We start from the raw sequence: 16,969 nt of genomic DNA, 5'->3' as shown, positions 1-16,969 counted from the left end.
AAACAGCTTAAAAAATATAATACATCTATTCAGTGCGCCTACTCAGCCCGCCATGGATCCAAGATTTTTTTCAGTTAAAATCCGTAATATAACCGGCTTAATGATCAAGACGCCGCTGTTCGTAAATCCAATCCACTATCTCTCCTTGAGGGGTGTATCCATGGACTGTTTCTCTCAATAATTGTCGAACGAGAGAGTAATCATCCTCATCAAGCGCCGCAAGCAGATGCTTCAGCTTGACCTTGAGGACTTCCCAGGCCAAATAATCCTCGTGAGCACTCATGATCATCGGGTGCTGAGTTGCAACTACGTTGTCACCAATCAGCAGTTCTTCGTAGAGTTTCTCTCCCGGGCGTAACCCAGTAAACTCAATGGAGATATCACCGTGCGGATTTTTTTCTGAACGAACACTTAAACCTGACAGATGAATCATTCTCTCTGCCAGCTCAACAATTTTTACCGGTTTACCCATATCCAGCACGAAAACATCACCTCCCATCCCCATAGAGCCCGCCTGAATAACCAGTTGCGCCGCCTCTGGAATGGTCATGAAGTAACGAGTGATTTTAGGATGAGTAACCGTGAGCGGGCCACCTGATTTTATTTGTTTGTGAAATAATGGTATCACCGAGCCGGAAGAACCTAAAACGTTTCCAAAACGGACCATCGTAAATCGGGTTCGATTGACTCTAGATATGCTTGCAGTGTCACCAAATAGTACCGGTGCGGGCTCCTTGCTGAGAGCTTGAAGCGTCAGTTCGGCAAGACGCTTAGTGCTACCCATGACATTTGTAGGCCGTACAGCTTTATCCGTCGAAATCAATACAAAATTAGCCACGCCTGCCTGGATTGCAGCTTGGGCTGTATTAAGTGTACCCATTACATTATTGAGTACACCCTCGGCAATATTATGTTCGACCATCGGAACGTGTTTATAAGCCGCAGCGTGATAGACGGTCTCTACATGCCATGTTGACATCACATCTAAAATTTTAGCCTTATCACGGACCGATCCGAGGATCGGAAGAATTTTCGTAGACAACGACTCCCGAACAATTCGTTGCTCAAGCTCCGACAAAATACTATAGAGATTAAATTCACTATGTTCGAGCAATAAGAGGACCGTGGGTTGCAATGACAATATCTGCCGGCACAACTCAGAACCTATAGACCCACCAGCCCCAGTAACAAGTACGACCTGTTGTTTGATGCAATGTTCGAGTAATTCATGCTGGGCAGCAACTGCATCACGCCCCAATAAGTCGGCGATATCTACTTCTTGGATATCATCGACTTTTACGCGTCCGCTAGCCAAATCCATGAACCCGGGGACAGTGCGAACATGAAGGGGATATTCCTCCAGAAAACCAAGTATTTCTCGACGACGCCCACGAGATGTGGAGGGTATCGCTAATAATATTTCCTGCACACCGGTAGCTTCAATCATCTCCTTGATATGCTTTGGTTTATAAACCTTAAGCCCAGAAATAACTCGACTGGCAATACTTCTATCGTCATCGATAAAGGCGACCGGACGCATGGCTCGTCCCATTCGCAAAGCTGCTACAAGCTGATTTCCGGCAGCACCAGCTCCATAAATGGCCACCTTAGGTAATCCGTTATCCCGGCTGGTGAAAGGAACATGTTGAGCTGCGGAAAACCAATCACCGAGAAAGTATTGACGCATGAACAGTCGAAGACCACCGATCATGACCAAACTTAGCCACCAATAATTAAAAATTATTGACCGCGGCACAATATTCTGATGATTACTATACCAATACACGACGACGCCAAGAATTAACGATGACAAACTTACCGCTTTGACGATCGTAATAAGGGCATCATTACCAAAATAGCGCATGACTGCGCGATACATTCCAAATTGAAAGAAAAGTGGAATTGCTACAAACGGCGCACTCAAAAAAAGCCAGAGATGCTGAGTGAGCGGGTTGACCATCTCATCGATGCCTAATCGGACAACAAATGCCATCCACAGGGCTAGCCACACCAACGCGACATCAGCAGCAACCTGGATCAGTCGTTTACTGCGGCGCGGAAGACCTAATAACAAAGCCCGGAATCTTTCCATAACCCCTTCGAACGCTCCAACCACACCTATTTTTATGACGCTTAGAATGCGCTCATTCCCGTACGACTGTCATTTTACACCAGTAAGAGTCGAACATCTGGGCCTGGCCTGAATTTTTCTTTCTCGCCCGGATGAAATACCTTAGCCAGAACGACCAATGGAGACTAGCAATTACAAGACCCGAACTGCCATATCGGTACCCTGTTTCGAGTGCACCAGAATATGACTCGATTGCTTATCCAACCCAAAAATTGCACGACTCATTTTAATAAGTTCGGGTCGAGCGCCAAGCAGAGTCATAATCTTAAGCATTCAACTGCCCCCCTAATAAAATCCAGCTTAAACAGGAGCACTTTGATACCAGACACATCCTGAAGGCCCGCTTTATGAGAAGTATAATCATCCAGTTCAGAAATATCTTCTTCGCCTCCAACAAAATACTTTTTATAATTTAGATTACGACTACCTGCTGGGATACGGTAATAGCGCGCCGCCAATGCGGCACTGTTATCAGGATCACAAACCAGTCAGGCGCCCGACTCAACGATCACGCAGATCTCTCTCCTTGCAAGGCCGTCATGATAGGGCAACCGGCCGCAAGATGTGATTGGACTTTACTGCATAGTGCGCAGGAGATATCTCCTCATTACTTAAACCAACCAACAAAACTGAGAAACTCTCAAATATTTATTACATGCAACCCACAGAACGTCGCTCCAACAATAACAAATTATCAAAACAGTGATTATTTTTACTGTTCCTGCCCCAACTCAAGCATGCTACCGCTGCCGAAAGTTAATATCTTCTTCCAGCCTTAACAACCTGCTAGTTTCTACCATCGAGCCCGTAGACTGAGCAGTACAGATACTCCAATAAATACCACACTAGAGTTATATCTCATCGACAAGCAAGGCAGGCAGACTAGCAGGCGCACTTCTCCTGCATTCTTGAGAAACTGCTCTATCTACCGAACTGAAAAAAGTTGCAGATATAACAAATCGAAAACGATGGATTACCGATACCCGGAAAACATCACTGAACCGTCAACCGAACGCTCATCTCTTTATAATTTACTTGGCTGACGTCCGCGACACCTTCCTGATCCTAAGCAATAGCCAAAACAATAGAGGCCCCAACACCATCCCTACCAACAGTGAAAGCACTACAATTACCGACACGGGCAATGCAGGCCCTGTCCACCCAAGAAACACCATCGAAATGGTTTGTTGGTTTTCCAGGACGAACACTAAGACCACTAAGATCAATAGCAACAACAAAACCGCAAGCATTACGCGTTTAATATTAGGCATCAGTAACAACCCAAACTCCGTTTACTATCACGACACTTCCTCCTCATCCTCATTCACCCGATCACGCAACTCCTTGCCGGGCTTGAAATGCGGAACGAACTTGCCATCGAGGCTGACAGACTGACCGGTTTTCGGATTGCGTCCCACGCGCGGTGCGCGATAGTGCAGCGAGAAACTGCCGAAGCCACGGATCTCGATGCGATCGCCGGTGGCCAGGCATTGGGACATTTGCTCAAGCATGGTCTTGATGGCCAGCTCCACATCCTTTGATGAGAGCAGTCCTTGATGGGTGACAATTCGTTCGATCAACTCCGACTTCGTCATATTTTTCCCTTCTTTTTCAAGCAGCTAGATCAGCGCTTCAAAGGTTTTAGCACGCCCGGACGATTTTGAACAGCCCATTGCATTTACCGCATTCTCTCCCTGCATGAGCGTCCGCGCCCCGGCACACAGCTCACCTACAGATAACCAACATGGTCCGTATCAATAAACCCGCAGGATTGAAGCCAAAGAAGTATTCATCTTCATCCTTGGCGTCGTCGGACCTTGCCACAACCTTGTAACCTGCCCCCTTACATTCCCTGTCAGCTCGCTTTTGACACCTCTCCCACCCCGATCCAGCCCCGAGCAATCGATCTCGACGCCACTGACCCCGCGTACCGCATGGGTCCTTGCATTAGTCGTACAACCCGCCAATGTCAGTACGGCAATCACGACAATGAGCCTTTTCATTCACATCCTTATGCCAGACGCCTCGCCTGACCGTCGTTCGCCTTCAGGCATAAGACTAGCTGCAAATAAATGACTGATCCGATTAAAGAAAGAGACAACCTGAAGCGCCTTGGGTTTCTGCAATCCTCCCCGGGAACCAATATCCTGTTCAACCCGAGTGGTAGCACAGGAGCATCAGTAGCTAATGGCTTGTCGCGCAGGCTCTGGATTACTTCTTTCGTAAGCGACCCATAAACCACACCTGGCAAAAATGAGGTGTGGTTTATGGGTCGCTTACAATGCTCAGTCGCTCCATCCCAATCCATTGAAAGATGGCTCTGACCGTCGCCGCTTGCGCCAAGTCGATAACATACTGTGCGGGTGCGCCATCAAGTTGATTACGAATGTAGCGATAACCGTAGGGCGCAGTCGACAGCACATTGATACTGCCCCGCTTGGCTCCATGAAGCTTGCCGCGACGATGGCGCTCCATGATTTTGGCCCGCTCATACTCCGCAATCATGCCCTGCATCTGCAGCAACAACGACTCCTCCAGCGTCACGCCAATGGCATGATTGCGGAATACGACCTGTACGCCGCACGCCGATAGCTCTTCCATCAGCAATGCCTGGTGGGCATATTTTCGCGGCAGCCGGTCTGGGGGGACAGGACGTAGAGACGATCTACCAAGCCAAGTGCAGCGCGGTCTCTGAGCCGTTCCAATTGTGGGCGAATCAGCGTCGCGCCGCTGACGCCGGCGTCGATAAAGCGCATGTCCTCAACGACTTGGGCGCCATCAGCCACGATCCGCTCCATCAGCGCGGCAATCTGGCTTTCAATCGTGCCGCGTTTAGCCTGTTGGTCAGAGGATACCCGGGCATAGAGCGCCACCATCACAGCCTGGCTCATTGCTCACCTCGCTTGGCAGTACGATGCTTTTTCACAGGGGACCGGGATTGCGACAACTCTGAGGAAGTCCGCGTTTCTGTCGGTTTTAGCTGCTCGTAGACCCTCTCGAGCTCTTCACAAAAGAATCGATTTGGCTCAAAAGCCAGACGAATATGCCAGATCCGCGGTTTTCGGCTCATGACTGAATTCTCCCGTCAGTGGGGGCGATGACCTCAATGACGAGAACAATCTCGACGTCGGGGCATCCCGCATACCTCGGAGCAAAACTCTCCCTGGCAATGCACAGCCCCCATTTTATCCGAGAGTTTGCTCTATTGTTGCCGGCGCTATCTCGCCATTGTTGTCGAACATCCTGCTCAACGAACTCGATCGTGAATTGGAGCGGCGAGGCCATCGTTTCGTGCGCTACGCCGACGATGCGAACATTTATGTGCGCAGCCGTCGTGCCGGTGAGCGAGTGATGGCCGGCGTCGAGCGGTTCTTGAGGCAGCGTCTGAAACTGACGCTGAACCGGGAAAAGAGCCGGGTAGCCGGGTCATGGATGTGTGACTACTTGGGCTACGGGATGAGCTGGCATCAACAGCCAAGGCTGAGAGTGGCGACAATGAGTCTGGGTCGCTTGCGCGACCGACTCGCAGAGCTACTGCGTGGAGCGCGGGGCCACAAGATGGCGTATGTCATCGAGCGGATAAACCCCGTACTGCGCGGTTGGGCTGGCTACTTCAAGCTAAGTCAGAGCAAGCGGCCGCTGGAGAGACTGGACGGCTGGGTGCGTCGCAAGTTTCGCTGCGTCGTCCGGCGTCAATGGAAGCAGCCCTCGACGAGGGCACGAAACCTGATGCGCTTAGGGCTCAACGAAGGGCGCGCCTGCAGATCAGCGTCCAATGGCCGAGGCCCATGGTGGAACTCGGGAGCGCCACACATGAATCAGGCGTTACCGAAGAAACTGTGGGATCGACTGGGTCTGGTCTCGATACTGGATACGATAAACCGGCTTAGCCGCATGGCCTGAACCGCCGTATACGGAACCGTACGTACGGTGGCGTGAGAGGACGGCGGATGGAAATCCGCCTCCTACTCGATCACTGAGGAAACCCATGGCCAATACATATGACACCCGGGCGCTGCCCTTGGGGACGCCTGATCCACGCGCGCTTTACGACAATGCGTCGAACGTCGATGAGGCAATGAATGGACCCAAGGTATCTTGGGTTGATCGATTTGGAAATGTGCGTAAGACATGGGCAGGCATAGAAACGGATTTTGCTGCTTTCATCTTGGCAAGCGGTTTCGAGCCCGTTCATTTCACCTATGTGGCCGGCTCCCCGCTGACCGTGCAGCGACCCACACAGCTGATTGACTACGCCGGTTCAGTCTGGCGGGTGAAAACACCAGCCTCCTTCCCTGCGACATTGTCCGGGACGTGGGCCATGGACTTAGCTCGATTGGTGGACGTCGGCGATCAATCGCTGCGTCAGAGCCTCGCTGCCCAAGGCGGTCCTGCTTTGATTGGCGACCCTGTGAGCGGCACGGTAGCGCAAACACTGATATCGCTGCGTAGCCAGACGCTCGACTCGGTGGCAGCGATGCGCGCACTTACAACTGCTGTACCTACGGTCATCGTGCGTGACTATCGCGGTGGCTTCAACGCGCGGGCGAATCCTGTGCCTCGAGGCGGTGACGCCTTCGATTGGAACGCAACCAGCACAGCCGCGGATGATTCGGTCGACGTCTTCAAGCTCACCAGTGTGGCGACAGGCCGCTACATTCGCCGCCGTGCGGGTCGCCCGGTTGATCCATACGACGCTGGCGCGGTCGGCGATGGTACGACTGACGACTACGCCCCATCACAGGCAGCACGGAATGTCGCTCAAGCAGGCATTCGAAACTTTTATGTGCCCGCTGCTGATTTCTATATCAGCCAAGGCTTGACCCAAACCTCCCAACCGAAATGGTCCGGCGCTGGCAGAGGCATTGACCGCTTCATTCTCAATGGGGGCTCTGGTCTGACGGTGCCCCCACCCACCGGCCGGGCCGCAAGCCGCTTTTGGACTTGGGATAACTTCAGCCTGGTTCCGAAAACCGCTGGAACCGGCGATTTCGGAATGCGCATCAAGCTGAACGCCGGCTGCTTCCTGTCCAACTTCAGTATCGGCTACGTTGAGATCGGTGATGTTCTGGGGCGTGGCCTGGAGTTCGACAATAGCGTCAAGAATCTCGACGGGTTCTTCACAGGCGTGGTGGAGCGCTGCTGGATCAACAGCGGCATCCACGGCACCTACATGGGCGACAGCCTCACGATCCAGCACAACACGATTACCGGTCGCAACTGCGGTATCGAGGTGATCGGCTTGTCTGGCGCTCAGCAGATGGTCATCCATGACAACAACATCACGACCAACGGCGGGGCGCTGGCGTTGATCAACGTCGAACAGCCTCAAATCACGATCAATCAGTTGGAGCACCCTGGTTACTCGTCCCGCTACACGGGCATCTACGATTCGTTCATCTATCTGTCGGGTTGCTTTAAGCCTTACCTGCATCGAAACACTATCAATCCCGACAACCGTTCTGGCGACTATGCAAACAGCGTTTTGCCGTCAAGCACCATAACTACCGATAACGGCACGACCAAGACGGTGCTGAGCGGAAACGATATGAACAAGGCGCGTTTGTATCATGTGAACAATGGGGTGACAGGCGCTGTGGTGTACCTCGACAAGTATCAGACCTACTACAACGGAGCGGCTTTGGCCTCTTCTGGTACGGTCGTAGCGGAGGCTCTCGTAGGATGAAAATTCAGTACACACAATGGCCGCGCAGCGGGAAGATCAGCGCGGAGCTCGTCTACGCCGACGGTACCCATAAGGTCGGTCCTCCTTGCGATACGGAAAAGGTAGCTCTGGCTGCAGCCAAGAAGGCTGAAGCGGAGAAGTAGCCCAAGCGATCCTATGCGAGGGACGGCTGGTGTGTTATCGCAGGCCAGTCTCAAAGCTGATAGCATGCCGGCCTTCTGACTATATGTTCGCCTAAAGGACGACTGGCAATGACTTTGGCCAAGGTAATACGCTGTGCATCGCCGAAACGGATTACGTTGGCGGGGTTGGCGGGGTTGGCTCTGGTTTTGATTTCTTCCTCTGCGCTGGGCTCGTCTTTGGTAGAGTAAGCAGCTGCAGCTTGGAAAACGGCAGATCAGGAAGCGAGAGATTGTAGTATACCGGATGTGGACCTGATTGATGCGGTCCCAAAATCCGTAAGAGATCAAGAGGGGTGCCTAATCAAAGTAGGCTCACGTTCTTGGACCCAGCAAACCCAATCTGACATGTCCTGTGCGATAGCTTCTCTGGATACAGTGGGGGTGATCAAATAGGAAAGTTACGACAGGGTATGCGTCGTGGAGCTCACCCGAGCTAAGCGAGACTCGATTGTGGCAAGCGCCAGGTAGATCCCGAGTGCCCAATACACTTGCCGGCTATCGGCTTAGTATTTCAAGGAAATCAGGAATGTATTCATCATTCGTCAATCGTGGCAGTCTCTTGCTTGCCCCTGCTTTAGCGCTGTGTTCATGGACATCTTTGAATCCGTACTTTTTATGGGGCTCCAGTAGGCATATTGCACTTGCCGGACTAACGGCTGGCGTCATTGCGGTGCTCGCGTTTATCGCTGGTGATAGGCCACGCAAAAGTGAAATGATCGGCTTTGCCATGATGGCAATTTTTATAGTCTACATAAGCTTCCTCCCGAAAACGGACGGAAGCTTTACACGTTGGTATTTCGTTCTGCCGACTATGCTAGCGCTCTTCGTATTCGAAGACAGTCGAAGAGCCGAGCTTATAAAAGCATTTTCGATTATCTTCGGGTTGAGCTTGCTGCCAGGTGTTTTGGTATCGATTGGCGCCATTCTCGGGCTTCAAATCAGCTTTAATCACAGGCCGCTTCTAAACCCTGTAATGGCCGCAGCGGGGGGCTATTATCTGAATGTGCCCGGTGTGCTATTGCTTGGGAATAACGTGACGTCTCTACCATGGGGCGGAACGCTCTACCGTTTGTGTGCGGTTTATGATGAGCCGGGGATGGTGGGTACCGTTTCAGCATTTCTGCTCGCAGCCCATAGGTTCCGGATCAGGTCCACAGCCACCATCCTACTTTTCGTAGGCGGGCTGCTTTCGTTTTCTTTGGCGTTTGCAGTGCTGACAGTCGCTGGTTTTACTGCTCGGCTGGTGCTGACCCGATCTGCCACAACCTTGGCGCCTCTCGCTCTGAGCGTAGTTGCGGGGCTGCTTGCCGCAGGAGTCATCAAGCCAGATTCTTTTCACACAGAAACGAATTCGAAAGGCCCTGGAGTCGACGTCACTGCATCGGCGCCTAGCTTGATAAGACCATTGTCTTCTCCTCCGGAGCTAGTTGCTAGCCTTCCAGAGACGCAGGCATCGGAAGCTTCGGTAGTGAAAAACACCACTGTATTACCGGCCTCAACCTTGCGTCAGACTCAGTACATAAACAATAGATCGCTTCCTGAAATGCAAAAACTGATCAATGACTATTGGTCTTCAGATTTGAAGACTCTTATGTTCGGGGTAAGCTCTGACGCTAGCGTAACGTTTGGTGGAGTCTCTCAAGTGGTAACGAGAATATTCACGGACTTTGGGATCATCGGGATGATCCTTTTTGCAGGCTCTATGATTTTGCTTGCTATCGCGCTTCTGCGTAGAGCTGATTTGCCGAAATGGGCATTACTGTTTTTCGCGCTGTTCCTGTTTAGTATATATCAGCGGCCAATTGTCTGGATGCCTTACGCGTTCACGCTGTTCATTTGTTGTCCGGTATTAGCTGGAGTTAACGTGAGGAAACGAATCAGCGTTACTTAAACGTTATGACTTCATAACAGCTTCAATCTCAACATGACCCGCTACGGCGGGTTTAATGAGATTGTCAGCCTGACCGAGAAGCCCTGCAGGTTTACGCTGCAGGGCTTTTCTCGTTTTTGGCGGAGGATCTCTCATGAACATATCGTCGCTTGTAGAAAAATGAATTAACCGCTCAGGCCACTAGGAGCGTTTTTTCACCTTGGACATAGCGCATAAGAAAAATGCCCGTATCTTGCCATACGGGCATTTTCTTTAACCGGCCAGCAGATTGCTAGGTTTTCACACAGCCTGCAATGGTCGGCCTTTTCCGTTCAACTACACGTCTAGTTCAATTCGATCTTCTCGCGATTTCTGTCCAGAAGCGCTTTACCAATCCCCTTCACTTCCAGCAGTTCATCTACTGACGCAAATGGCCCATTGCTTTCACGATATGCAACAATCGCTTTGGCCTTGGCCTCGCCTACACCCGACAATTCACGCTGCAGCGTTGCTGAATCGGCACGATTAAGATCGATTTTGCCCACTTGCCCCTTGGCGGCCACATCCAGTACCTGAGGTGCTTTGAGCACCTCAGGACTGGTCGCTGGAGCAGCGAAAGTAACGACGGGAGCACTGGTGAGAAGGGCAAAAACCAGAGAGTAGAAATAGCCTGTACGCATAATTGAAGCTCCATGACGGCGTTTTAGAAAGCAGCTTTTCCGAGGCTGCTCCTCAAACTTAGGCTATGTCATGGCGCTGTCAAAAATATGTACATTGCAAAATATGAAACAATCAGGGTTCCAGGCGTCGCTGCTGGTAGATCCAGTCGACGATTTCACCATCCGGGGAGTAGCCACTAACCGTGTCGCGCAACAACTGGCGAACACGCGCATAATCGTCTTGATCAACGGCGCGGAGCAATTCGCTCAGCTTGACCTTCAGCACATCCCAGGACAGGTAATCCTCGTTGGCAGTCATGATCATCGGGTGCTGAGTGGCAGCCACGTTGTCACCGATCAACAATTCCTCATATAGTTTTTCACCCGGACGCAGGCCCGTGAACTCGATAGAGATGTCGCCATGCGGGTTTTTTTCCGAACGGACACTCAAACCAGATAAATGGATCATCTTCTCGGCGAGCTCGACAATTCTCACAGGCTCCCCCATGTCCAAAACGAAAACATCACCGCCCTGCCCCATGGAACCCGCTTGAATAACTAGCTGCGCGGCCTCGGGAATGGTCATGAAGTATCGAGTAATCTTGGGGTGGGTAACCGTCAGTGGCCCCCCCGACTTGATCTGTTTGTGAAATAGCGGAATAACCGAACCGGACGATCCCAGAACGTTCCCAAATCGCACCATTGTGAAGCGCGTCTTGTTAACCCGAGAAACGTTGGTCGTGTCACCGAACAATACCGGTGCCATCTCTCGACTGAGCGCCTGCAGCGTCAACTCGGCAAGACGCTTGGTACTGCCCATTACATTGGTAGGCCTCACGGCCTTGTCAGTCGAAATCAATACAAAGTTGGAGACGCCGGCCTGAAGTGCCGCCTGTGCTGTATTCAGTGTGCCGATCACATTGTTGAGCAGACCTTCAGCAATATTATGCTCGACCATAGGCACGTGCTTGTAGGCCGCGGCGTGATACACCGTATCCACACGCCAGGATTTCATCACATCCAGAAGTTTTTCCTGATTGCGCACAGACCCAAGAATTGGCAAAAGACGAATCGGCAATGACTCTCGTGCAATTCGCTGTTCCAGTTCGGACAAGATGCTGTAGAGATTGAACTCGCTATGCTCAAACAGCAAAAGTGTCGTGGGCCCGAGCGCCAGGATCTGACGGCAGAGTTCGGAGCCAATGGAGCCTCCAGCACCTGTAACCAGAACGGACTGCCCCTTGATGCAGTGCTCGAGCAAATCCCCCTGAGCCGGAACAGCATCGCGGCCGAGCAGGTCGGCAATGTCTACTTCCTGGATGTCGTCGACCTTGACCCTGCCACTGGCCAGGTCCATGAATCCCGGGACACTTCGAACGTGCAGAGGAAAACCTTCGAGAAAACCAAGAATCTCGCGGCGGCGACCACGGTTGGATGACGGGATGGCTAGGAGAATTTCCTGAGCGCCCGTGTTGTCTATCATTTGTTGGATATGTTTAGGCTTATATACTTGCAGCCCAGAAATAACCCTATTGGCAATACCACTATCGTCATCGATAAAGGCAACAGGTCGCATGACCCTCCCCATTCGCAAGGCGGTAACGAGTTGATTGCCGGCGGCCCCCGCACCGTAAATCGCGACTTTTGGCAAGCCATCATCCCTGCTCGTAAACGGAACATGCTGAACCGCGCTGAACCAATCACCCATAAAATACTGGCGCATGGCGAAGCGCAATCCCCCGATCATGATAAGACTCAACCACCAGTAGTTGAATATGATCGAGCGGGGAACGACGTTCTGATGGTTGCTGTACCAGTACAACAAGACGCCCAGGATCAGGGACGATAATGTGACGGCCTTGATAATGGCAATGAGCGCATCATTTCCGAAGTACCGCATCACCGCGCGATACATACCAAAGCGGATGAACAGGGGGATTGCCACGACAGGTGCGCTGACAAAAAGCCAAACATGCTGAGTGAGGGGATTGACCATCTCGTCCAGCCCCAGACGTACAACAAACGCCATCCACAAGGCAAACCAGACCAGAAAAATATCAGTCAGAACCTGCAAAATTCGCTTATGTCGTCTTGGCAGACTTAATAAATGTGCCCGAATCTTATCCATAACCCCTCTAAACACCTCTCGAAGCTCCTAGCATTGATACAGCAACTACAGCTTTTGGTATCTCTTGTGGATAAGGCATTGCGTGATAGCCAGAGCAACCATCACGCATTGTTCGCGATTTCCAACTCGCCAGCGTGGAATTTGAAAGCCAGCGCCACCAAAGGCACATAGGCAAGAATCAATCCTGTCGCACCATCCAGGTACTGCATGACGACCAATATAGCGACCGGCAATAACCACAACAAATTGACAGCGGCTATTGCGACTGTGACCACACGATGGCTGCCGAATTTCCGTGAAGCGTACTGGTATCCATGGCTGCGATGAGCCTCATAGACCTTGTCACCACGCAACAGGCGTCGCAGCAAGGTAAAAGTGGCATCAACAATGAATACTCCTAACAGGATAAGCCATGCCCACAAAAACACCGGTGCAGTCCATGCGGCCTGCAGGGCCAACACCGCCAGCACTATGCCTAGAAAACCACTCCCGGCATCGCCCATGAAAATACGCGCTGGCGGGAAATTCCAGACAAGGAAACCGAGTACGGCCATTGTCAGCACAAACGGGGCAATGGAGAGACTCACATGACCGCCAATCCAATACACCAGACAAGCACCGACACAGGCGCAAATCGCTTCGACGCTCGCCAGACCATCAATACCATCCATAAAGTTATAGAGGTTGAGCATCCAGACTAGAAAAAAAGCCCCGATGACATAACCAAACCATCCCAGACTTATTTCGTAACCGAACACATTGATCGGGGCCATGCCGCCAATCCAGAACAATGCCCAGATCGCACCAGCGAAATGCGCCAGCAGGCGCCACCGGGCAGCAATGTGTCCATGGTCGTCAAGAAAACCTATGACTGCAATCCACCCACCGGCTCCAAGTAGAGCCAACGCCATGGGCCAGGCCATGTCATCTACCCAGACAAGCGCCGGTAACGCAATCAGAAAACTCAGGACGATGGCCACACCGCCACCGCGCGGTGTCGGGACCGAATGTGAACTTCGTGAATTCGGAATATCTATCAAACTGCGTGCCAAGGCATATTTGCGCAATGCACCCGTGGCCAAAAATGAAACACCAACCACAGCAGCCAACAACCAAATTGTGTTCAAAGATCAACTTCCTGAAACAGCCAAAATCAATTTTGCAATTGAACCAGCACTGCCGTTAGCCAGCTTATCGCTGCCTGTCCTTGTAGTAGTTCGCAACCGACACCAGAGCTTCATCGACGCTGACGGGAGGAGTCCAACCCAGCAGTTTTCGAGTTTTGCTTATATCGACTTGCAACGACCCGCAAAGCCGTTGCGATAAAGCCCGCTTGCCTAAAAGCTGCGCTCCTCGCTCAAGCAGTACACTCGGAACAGGCAACAACCGTGCAGGCTTGCCCAGGGCTTGCCCCATGCGCCTCAACAGCTGCGTAGTGGACAGATCTTCCCCATCACTAACAAGGAAAATCTGATTCGCTGCAGCAGGGTGACGAATACAGGTCGCTATTAAATCAACAAGATTGTCGAGCGCGACCAGACTGCGTCGATTATGGATAGCCCCGAATGGCAGCGGCACCCCCTTGTCCAGCCAGCGCATCATGCTCAGGAAATTGGCCCTGACACCCGGGCCATAAACGAGCACAGGACGAATAATCACGACCTCCATCCCTGAATCGATGGCAATTTCGCGTAACCCTCGCTCGGCCTCCATTTTTGAAACGCCATAGGGGTCCGCTGGCGCGGGTGGAGCATCTGCAAGATAGGGTTCATTGAGGGGCGTACCTTCACCATTCACCTTGATCGAGCTGATGAACACAAAACGTCGAACCCCTTGGCCAGCCGCCTGCCGGGCAAGATTCAGCGTGCCTTCGACATTCACTTTGCGAAACGCAACCAGCGGATCGGACTCGGTGTCATTCATCACATGGACACGCGCCGCGCTGTGAATGACGACCTCCACCCGATCCAGCGCTTGCGACCAGTCGGTATCACTAGCGAGCCCGGAGGTTTGAACAGTTGTAACGCGCGCCGGACAGTCAGGCAGGGCATGCCCGCGAATGGCGGCCACCGGTTCCAGATCTTCAGAAGCCGCTAACCGGCCCAGGACTGCACGGCCTACGAAACCAGTGGCACCTGTCAACAAAACACGCATTTTCAAACCTCGACGCCGCTCAGGGTTTCGACCAGACAGTACGGTTGATGTAGTCGGTGTAACTCAATACGACCCGAACCACCTGCTTGGACACCGGACCCGCCTGGTAATCCCTGACCACGGGGATGACACGCTGATCACGATTATGCTGACTGGTCACCACACGTACGGCATTGAGAACGCCATCCACTTTCAGGCCACTCATAATGAGAGTCCCTTCGTCCATCCCTTCCGGACGCTCATGTGCATTACGGATGGTAATGGCAGGCAAGTTCAGCAGAGAGGCTTCCTCAGTGATGGTGCCACTATCGGACAGGACGCAAAACGCCGACATCTGCAACTTGATGTAGTCAAGCAGACCGAATGGTTTGGAAAAACGGATCAACGGGTGATCCAGCGATTCGCCTATCGCCTCCAGACGTTTGCGGGTGCGGGGGTGAGTGGACACGATGATCGGAAACTTATATTCGTCGGCCAAGGCTCGCAGCGTCTTGAGCAAATCCCGGAGGTTCTCCGGCGTATCGACGTTTTCCTCTCGGTGAGCGCTGATGATGAAGAATTTATCCTGCTCCAGCCCCTCTCGAACCAGCACGTCGGAAATGAGAATTTTCGGCATGTAATAGTCGAGCACTTCCTCCATATGCGAACCTGTCTTGATGATGGTTTCAGGACGAATCCCTTCAGCGATCAGATAACGCCGGGCATGCTCGGTCAGCACCATATTGATATCGCTCAGGTGATCGAGCACCTTGCGATTCAGTTCCTCGGGAACTCGCTGATCAAAACAGCGATTGCCGGCTTCCATATGGAATACGGGAATCTTGCGGCGCTTGGCGGCAATGACTGCAAGACAGGTATTGGTATCGCCATAGAGTAAAAGCGCGTCCGGCTTTTCAACTTCAAATACTTCATCCGCCTTGGAAATCACCTCGGCGATGGTCTTGGCAGCCGTATCGCCAGCGGCGCCCAGAAAGTAATCGGGCTTTCGAATTTCAAGATCGTCGAAAAACACCTGATTCAATTCGAAGTCGTAGTTTTGGCCGGAGTGGACCAACACATGGTTGACCTGCTTATCCAGCTCAGCAATGACACGACTCATCTTGATAAGCTCTGGTCGCGTGCCGACCAGCGTCATGACCTTAAGCATCAAGTTTCTCCTGAATGTATTCCAGATTCAAAAGAACTTTCTTCACGCCTTCAACATCGAGACGCTCAGTGTTATGCGAGGTGTAATCTTCAAGATCGGAAATCTCCTGCTCACCTTCAACAAAGAATTTCTTGTAGTTCAGGTCGCGATTGTCCGCCGGGATTCGATAGTAACGCCCCATGTCTTCGGCTTTGGCCATTTCTTCACGGGAAATCAGCGACTCGTAGAGTTTTTCGCCATGACGGGTGCCAATGACCTTGACAGTATTGTCGCGAGAGAACAGTTCCTTGAGCGCTTGCGCCAGGTCCGCGACTGTCGAGGCAGGTGCTTTCTGAACGAAAATATCGCCTTGCTCGGCATGCTCGAAAGCGTGCAACACCAGGTCGACAGAGTCCTCCAGCGACATCAGAAAGCGGGTCATGTTCGGATCAGTGACGGTCAGCGGTTCGTCATTTTGCAATTGGTTGATAAACAACGGGATCACTGACCCGCGCGAGGCCATGACATTGCCGTAACGAGTTGCGCAGATCACAGGTCCCGCTGCCGGAATCATCCGCGACCTGGCCACCATCAGTTTTTCAGCCATGGCCTTGGAAATACCCATGGCATTGATTGGATAAACAGCCTTGTCGGTACTTAGCACGACAACGCGCTTAACACCCGAAGCAATCGCCGCATTCAAAACGTTTTCGGTACCGATGACGTTAGTACGCACGGCTTCCATAGGGTAGAACTCGCAGGAAGGCACCTGCTTCAATGCTGCAGCGTGAAAAATGTAATCCACACCGACCATGGCCTGATCAAGGCTATCGCGATCGCGAACATCACCGATATAGAACTTCACCTTGTCGTTCGACAGGGCAATGCGCATATCTTCCTGTTTTTTTTCATCGCGGCTGAATACACGAATTTCTTTTACGTCTGTATCAAGAAAACGCTTCAACACTGTATGACCAAATGACCCTGTGCCGCCCGTGATCATCAAAATTTTATTATCAAACATAACTACCAT

Annotated in this window: 14 protein-coding genes and 3 pseudogenes; 3 read left to right on the top strand and 14 right to left on the bottom strand. The window is 51.9% G+C overall.

The features are described from left to right. Window positions 1-97 precede the first annotated feature (97 nt). The 8 genes and pseudogenes from KGA85_RS27890 to KGA85_RS31200 form a co-directional block, all read right to left on the bottom strand. On the bottom strand, window positions 98-2,092 hold the full coding sequence (locus KGA85_RS27890; RefSeq protein ID WP_223456245.1) for a polysaccharide biosynthesis protein: 1,995 nt from the start codon (window positions 2,090-2,092) through the stop codon (window positions 98-100). A gap of 192 nt (window positions 2,093-2,284) precedes the next feature. Then, window positions 2,285-2,404, bottom strand: a pseudogene (locus KGA85_RS31525) (UDP-N-acetylglucosamine 2-epimerase (non-hydrolyzing)); the annotation flags it as partial. Beyond that, window positions 2,389-2,589, bottom strand: coding sequence for a hypothetical protein (locus tag KGA85_RS27885; RefSeq protein WP_223456244.1), 201 nt, complete (start codon window positions 2,587-2,589; stop codon window positions 2,389-2,391). The gene KGA85_RS27885 and the pseudogene KGA85_RS31525, both read right to left, overlap by 16 nt. 573 nt (window positions 2,590-3,162) lie before the next feature. After that, window positions 3,163-3,402, bottom strand: a complete 240-nt coding sequence (locus KGA85_RS27880; RefSeq protein WP_223456243.1) for a lipopolysaccharide assembly protein LapA domain-containing protein — start codon at window positions 3,400-3,402, stop codon at window positions 3,163-3,165. 27 nt (window positions 3,403-3,429) lie between these two features. Beyond that, window positions 3,430-3,726, bottom strand: coding sequence for an integration host factor subunit beta (ihfB, locus tag KGA85_RS27875; protein WP_108215432.1), 297 nt, complete (start codon window positions 3,724-3,726; stop codon window positions 3,430-3,432). A 130-nt stretch (window positions 3,727-3,856) separates the two neighbouring features. Then, window positions 3,857-4,134: pseudogene (locus KGA85_RS27870) on the bottom strand (hypothetical protein). A 262-nt stretch (window positions 4,135-4,396) separates the two neighbouring features. Next, window positions 4,397-4,732 (bottom strand): recombinase family protein, encoded by a 336-nt coding sequence (locus KGA85_RS31205; protein ID WP_263287521.1) that lies wholly within the window; start codon window positions 4,730-4,732, stop codon window positions 4,397-4,399. Beyond that, window positions 4,732-5,022, bottom strand: coding sequence for a recombinase family protein (locus tag KGA85_RS31200; protein WP_263287520.1), 291 nt, complete (start codon window positions 5,020-5,022; stop codon window positions 4,732-4,734). Before KGA85_RS31200 ends, KGA85_RS31205 begins: the two co-directional genes overlap by 1 nt. Window positions 5,023-5,344: 322 nt before the next feature. Between KGA85_RS31200 and KGA85_RS27860 the strand changes: the two are divergent. The 3 genes and pseudogenes from KGA85_RS27860 to KGA85_RS27850 all read left to right on the top strand — a co-directional run. Beyond that, window positions 5,345-6,034 (top strand): annotated as a pseudogene (locus tag KGA85_RS27860) (group II intron maturase-specific domain-containing protein); the annotation flags it as partial. An 85-nt stretch (window positions 6,035-6,119) separates the two neighbouring features. Further along, the gene (locus KGA85_RS27855; RefSeq protein WP_223456241.1) at window positions 6,120-7,817 is read left to right on the top strand and encodes a right-handed parallel beta-helix repeat-containing protein; all 1,698 of its coding nucleotides are present in this window, start codon (window positions 6,120-6,122) and stop codon (window positions 7,815-7,817) included. Window positions 7,818-8,525: 708 nt separating this feature from the next. After that, complete coding sequence (locus KGA85_RS27850) at window positions 8,526-9,890, top strand: hypothetical protein (protein WP_223543550.1); 1,365 nt, start codon at window positions 8,526-8,528, stop codon at window positions 9,888-9,890. Window positions 9,891-10,213: 323 nt separating this feature from the next. Here KGA85_RS27850 and KGA85_RS27845 read toward each other — a convergent pair whose 3' ends face one another. From KGA85_RS27845 to KGA85_RS27820, 6 genes are all read right to left on the bottom strand, one after another. Next, a complete protein-coding gene (locus KGA85_RS27845; protein ID WP_223456239.1) occupies window positions 10,214-10,549 on the bottom strand; it encodes a ComEA family DNA-binding protein in 336 nt (111 codons plus the stop codon). Between the two features lie 112 nt (window positions 10,550-10,661). Continuing rightward, a complete protein-coding gene (locus tag KGA85_RS27840; RefSeq protein WP_223456238.1) occupies window positions 10,662-12,656 on the bottom strand; it encodes a polysaccharide biosynthesis protein in 1,995 nt (664 codons plus the stop codon). 101 nt (window positions 12,657-12,757) lie between these two features. After that, window positions 12,758-13,783 carry an MraY family glycosyltransferase gene (locus KGA85_RS27835; RefSeq protein ID WP_223456237.1) on the bottom strand — a complete coding sequence of 342 codons (1,026 nt, stop codon included), beginning with the start codon at window positions 13,781-13,783 and terminating at the stop codon, window positions 12,758-12,760. Window positions 13,784-13,847: 64 nt separating this feature from the next. Continuing rightward, window positions 13,848-14,810, bottom strand: a complete 963-nt coding sequence (locus KGA85_RS27830; RefSeq protein WP_223456236.1) for a UDP-glucose 4-epimerase family protein — start codon at window positions 14,808-14,810, stop codon at window positions 13,848-13,850. Window positions 14,811-14,829: 19 nt separating this feature from the next. Then, entirely contained in the window at window positions 14,830-15,957 is a 1,128-nt protein-coding gene (wecB, locus tag KGA85_RS27825) for a non-hydrolyzing UDP-N-acetylglucosamine 2-epimerase (RefSeq protein ID WP_223543549.1), read from the bottom strand. Then, window positions 15,950-16,960, bottom strand: coding sequence for a polysaccharide biosynthesis protein (locus tag KGA85_RS27820; protein ID WP_223456234.1), 1,011 nt, complete (start codon window positions 16,958-16,960; stop codon window positions 15,950-15,952). The genes wecB and KGA85_RS27820 overlap by 8 nt, the downstream gene beginning before the upstream one ends. Between the last annotated feature and the right edge of the window lie 9 nt (window positions 16,961-16,969).

It is taken from the genome of Pseudomonas sp. GL-B-12, assembly GCF_019955895.1.
In the GTDB taxonomy this organism is placed as follows: domain Bacteria; phylum Pseudomonadota; class Gammaproteobacteria; order Pseudomonadales; family Pseudomonadaceae; genus Aquipseudomonas.
The sequence above is the reverse complement of the archived record's forward strand: the minus strand, read 5'-3'. Positions and strand labels throughout refer to the sequence as shown.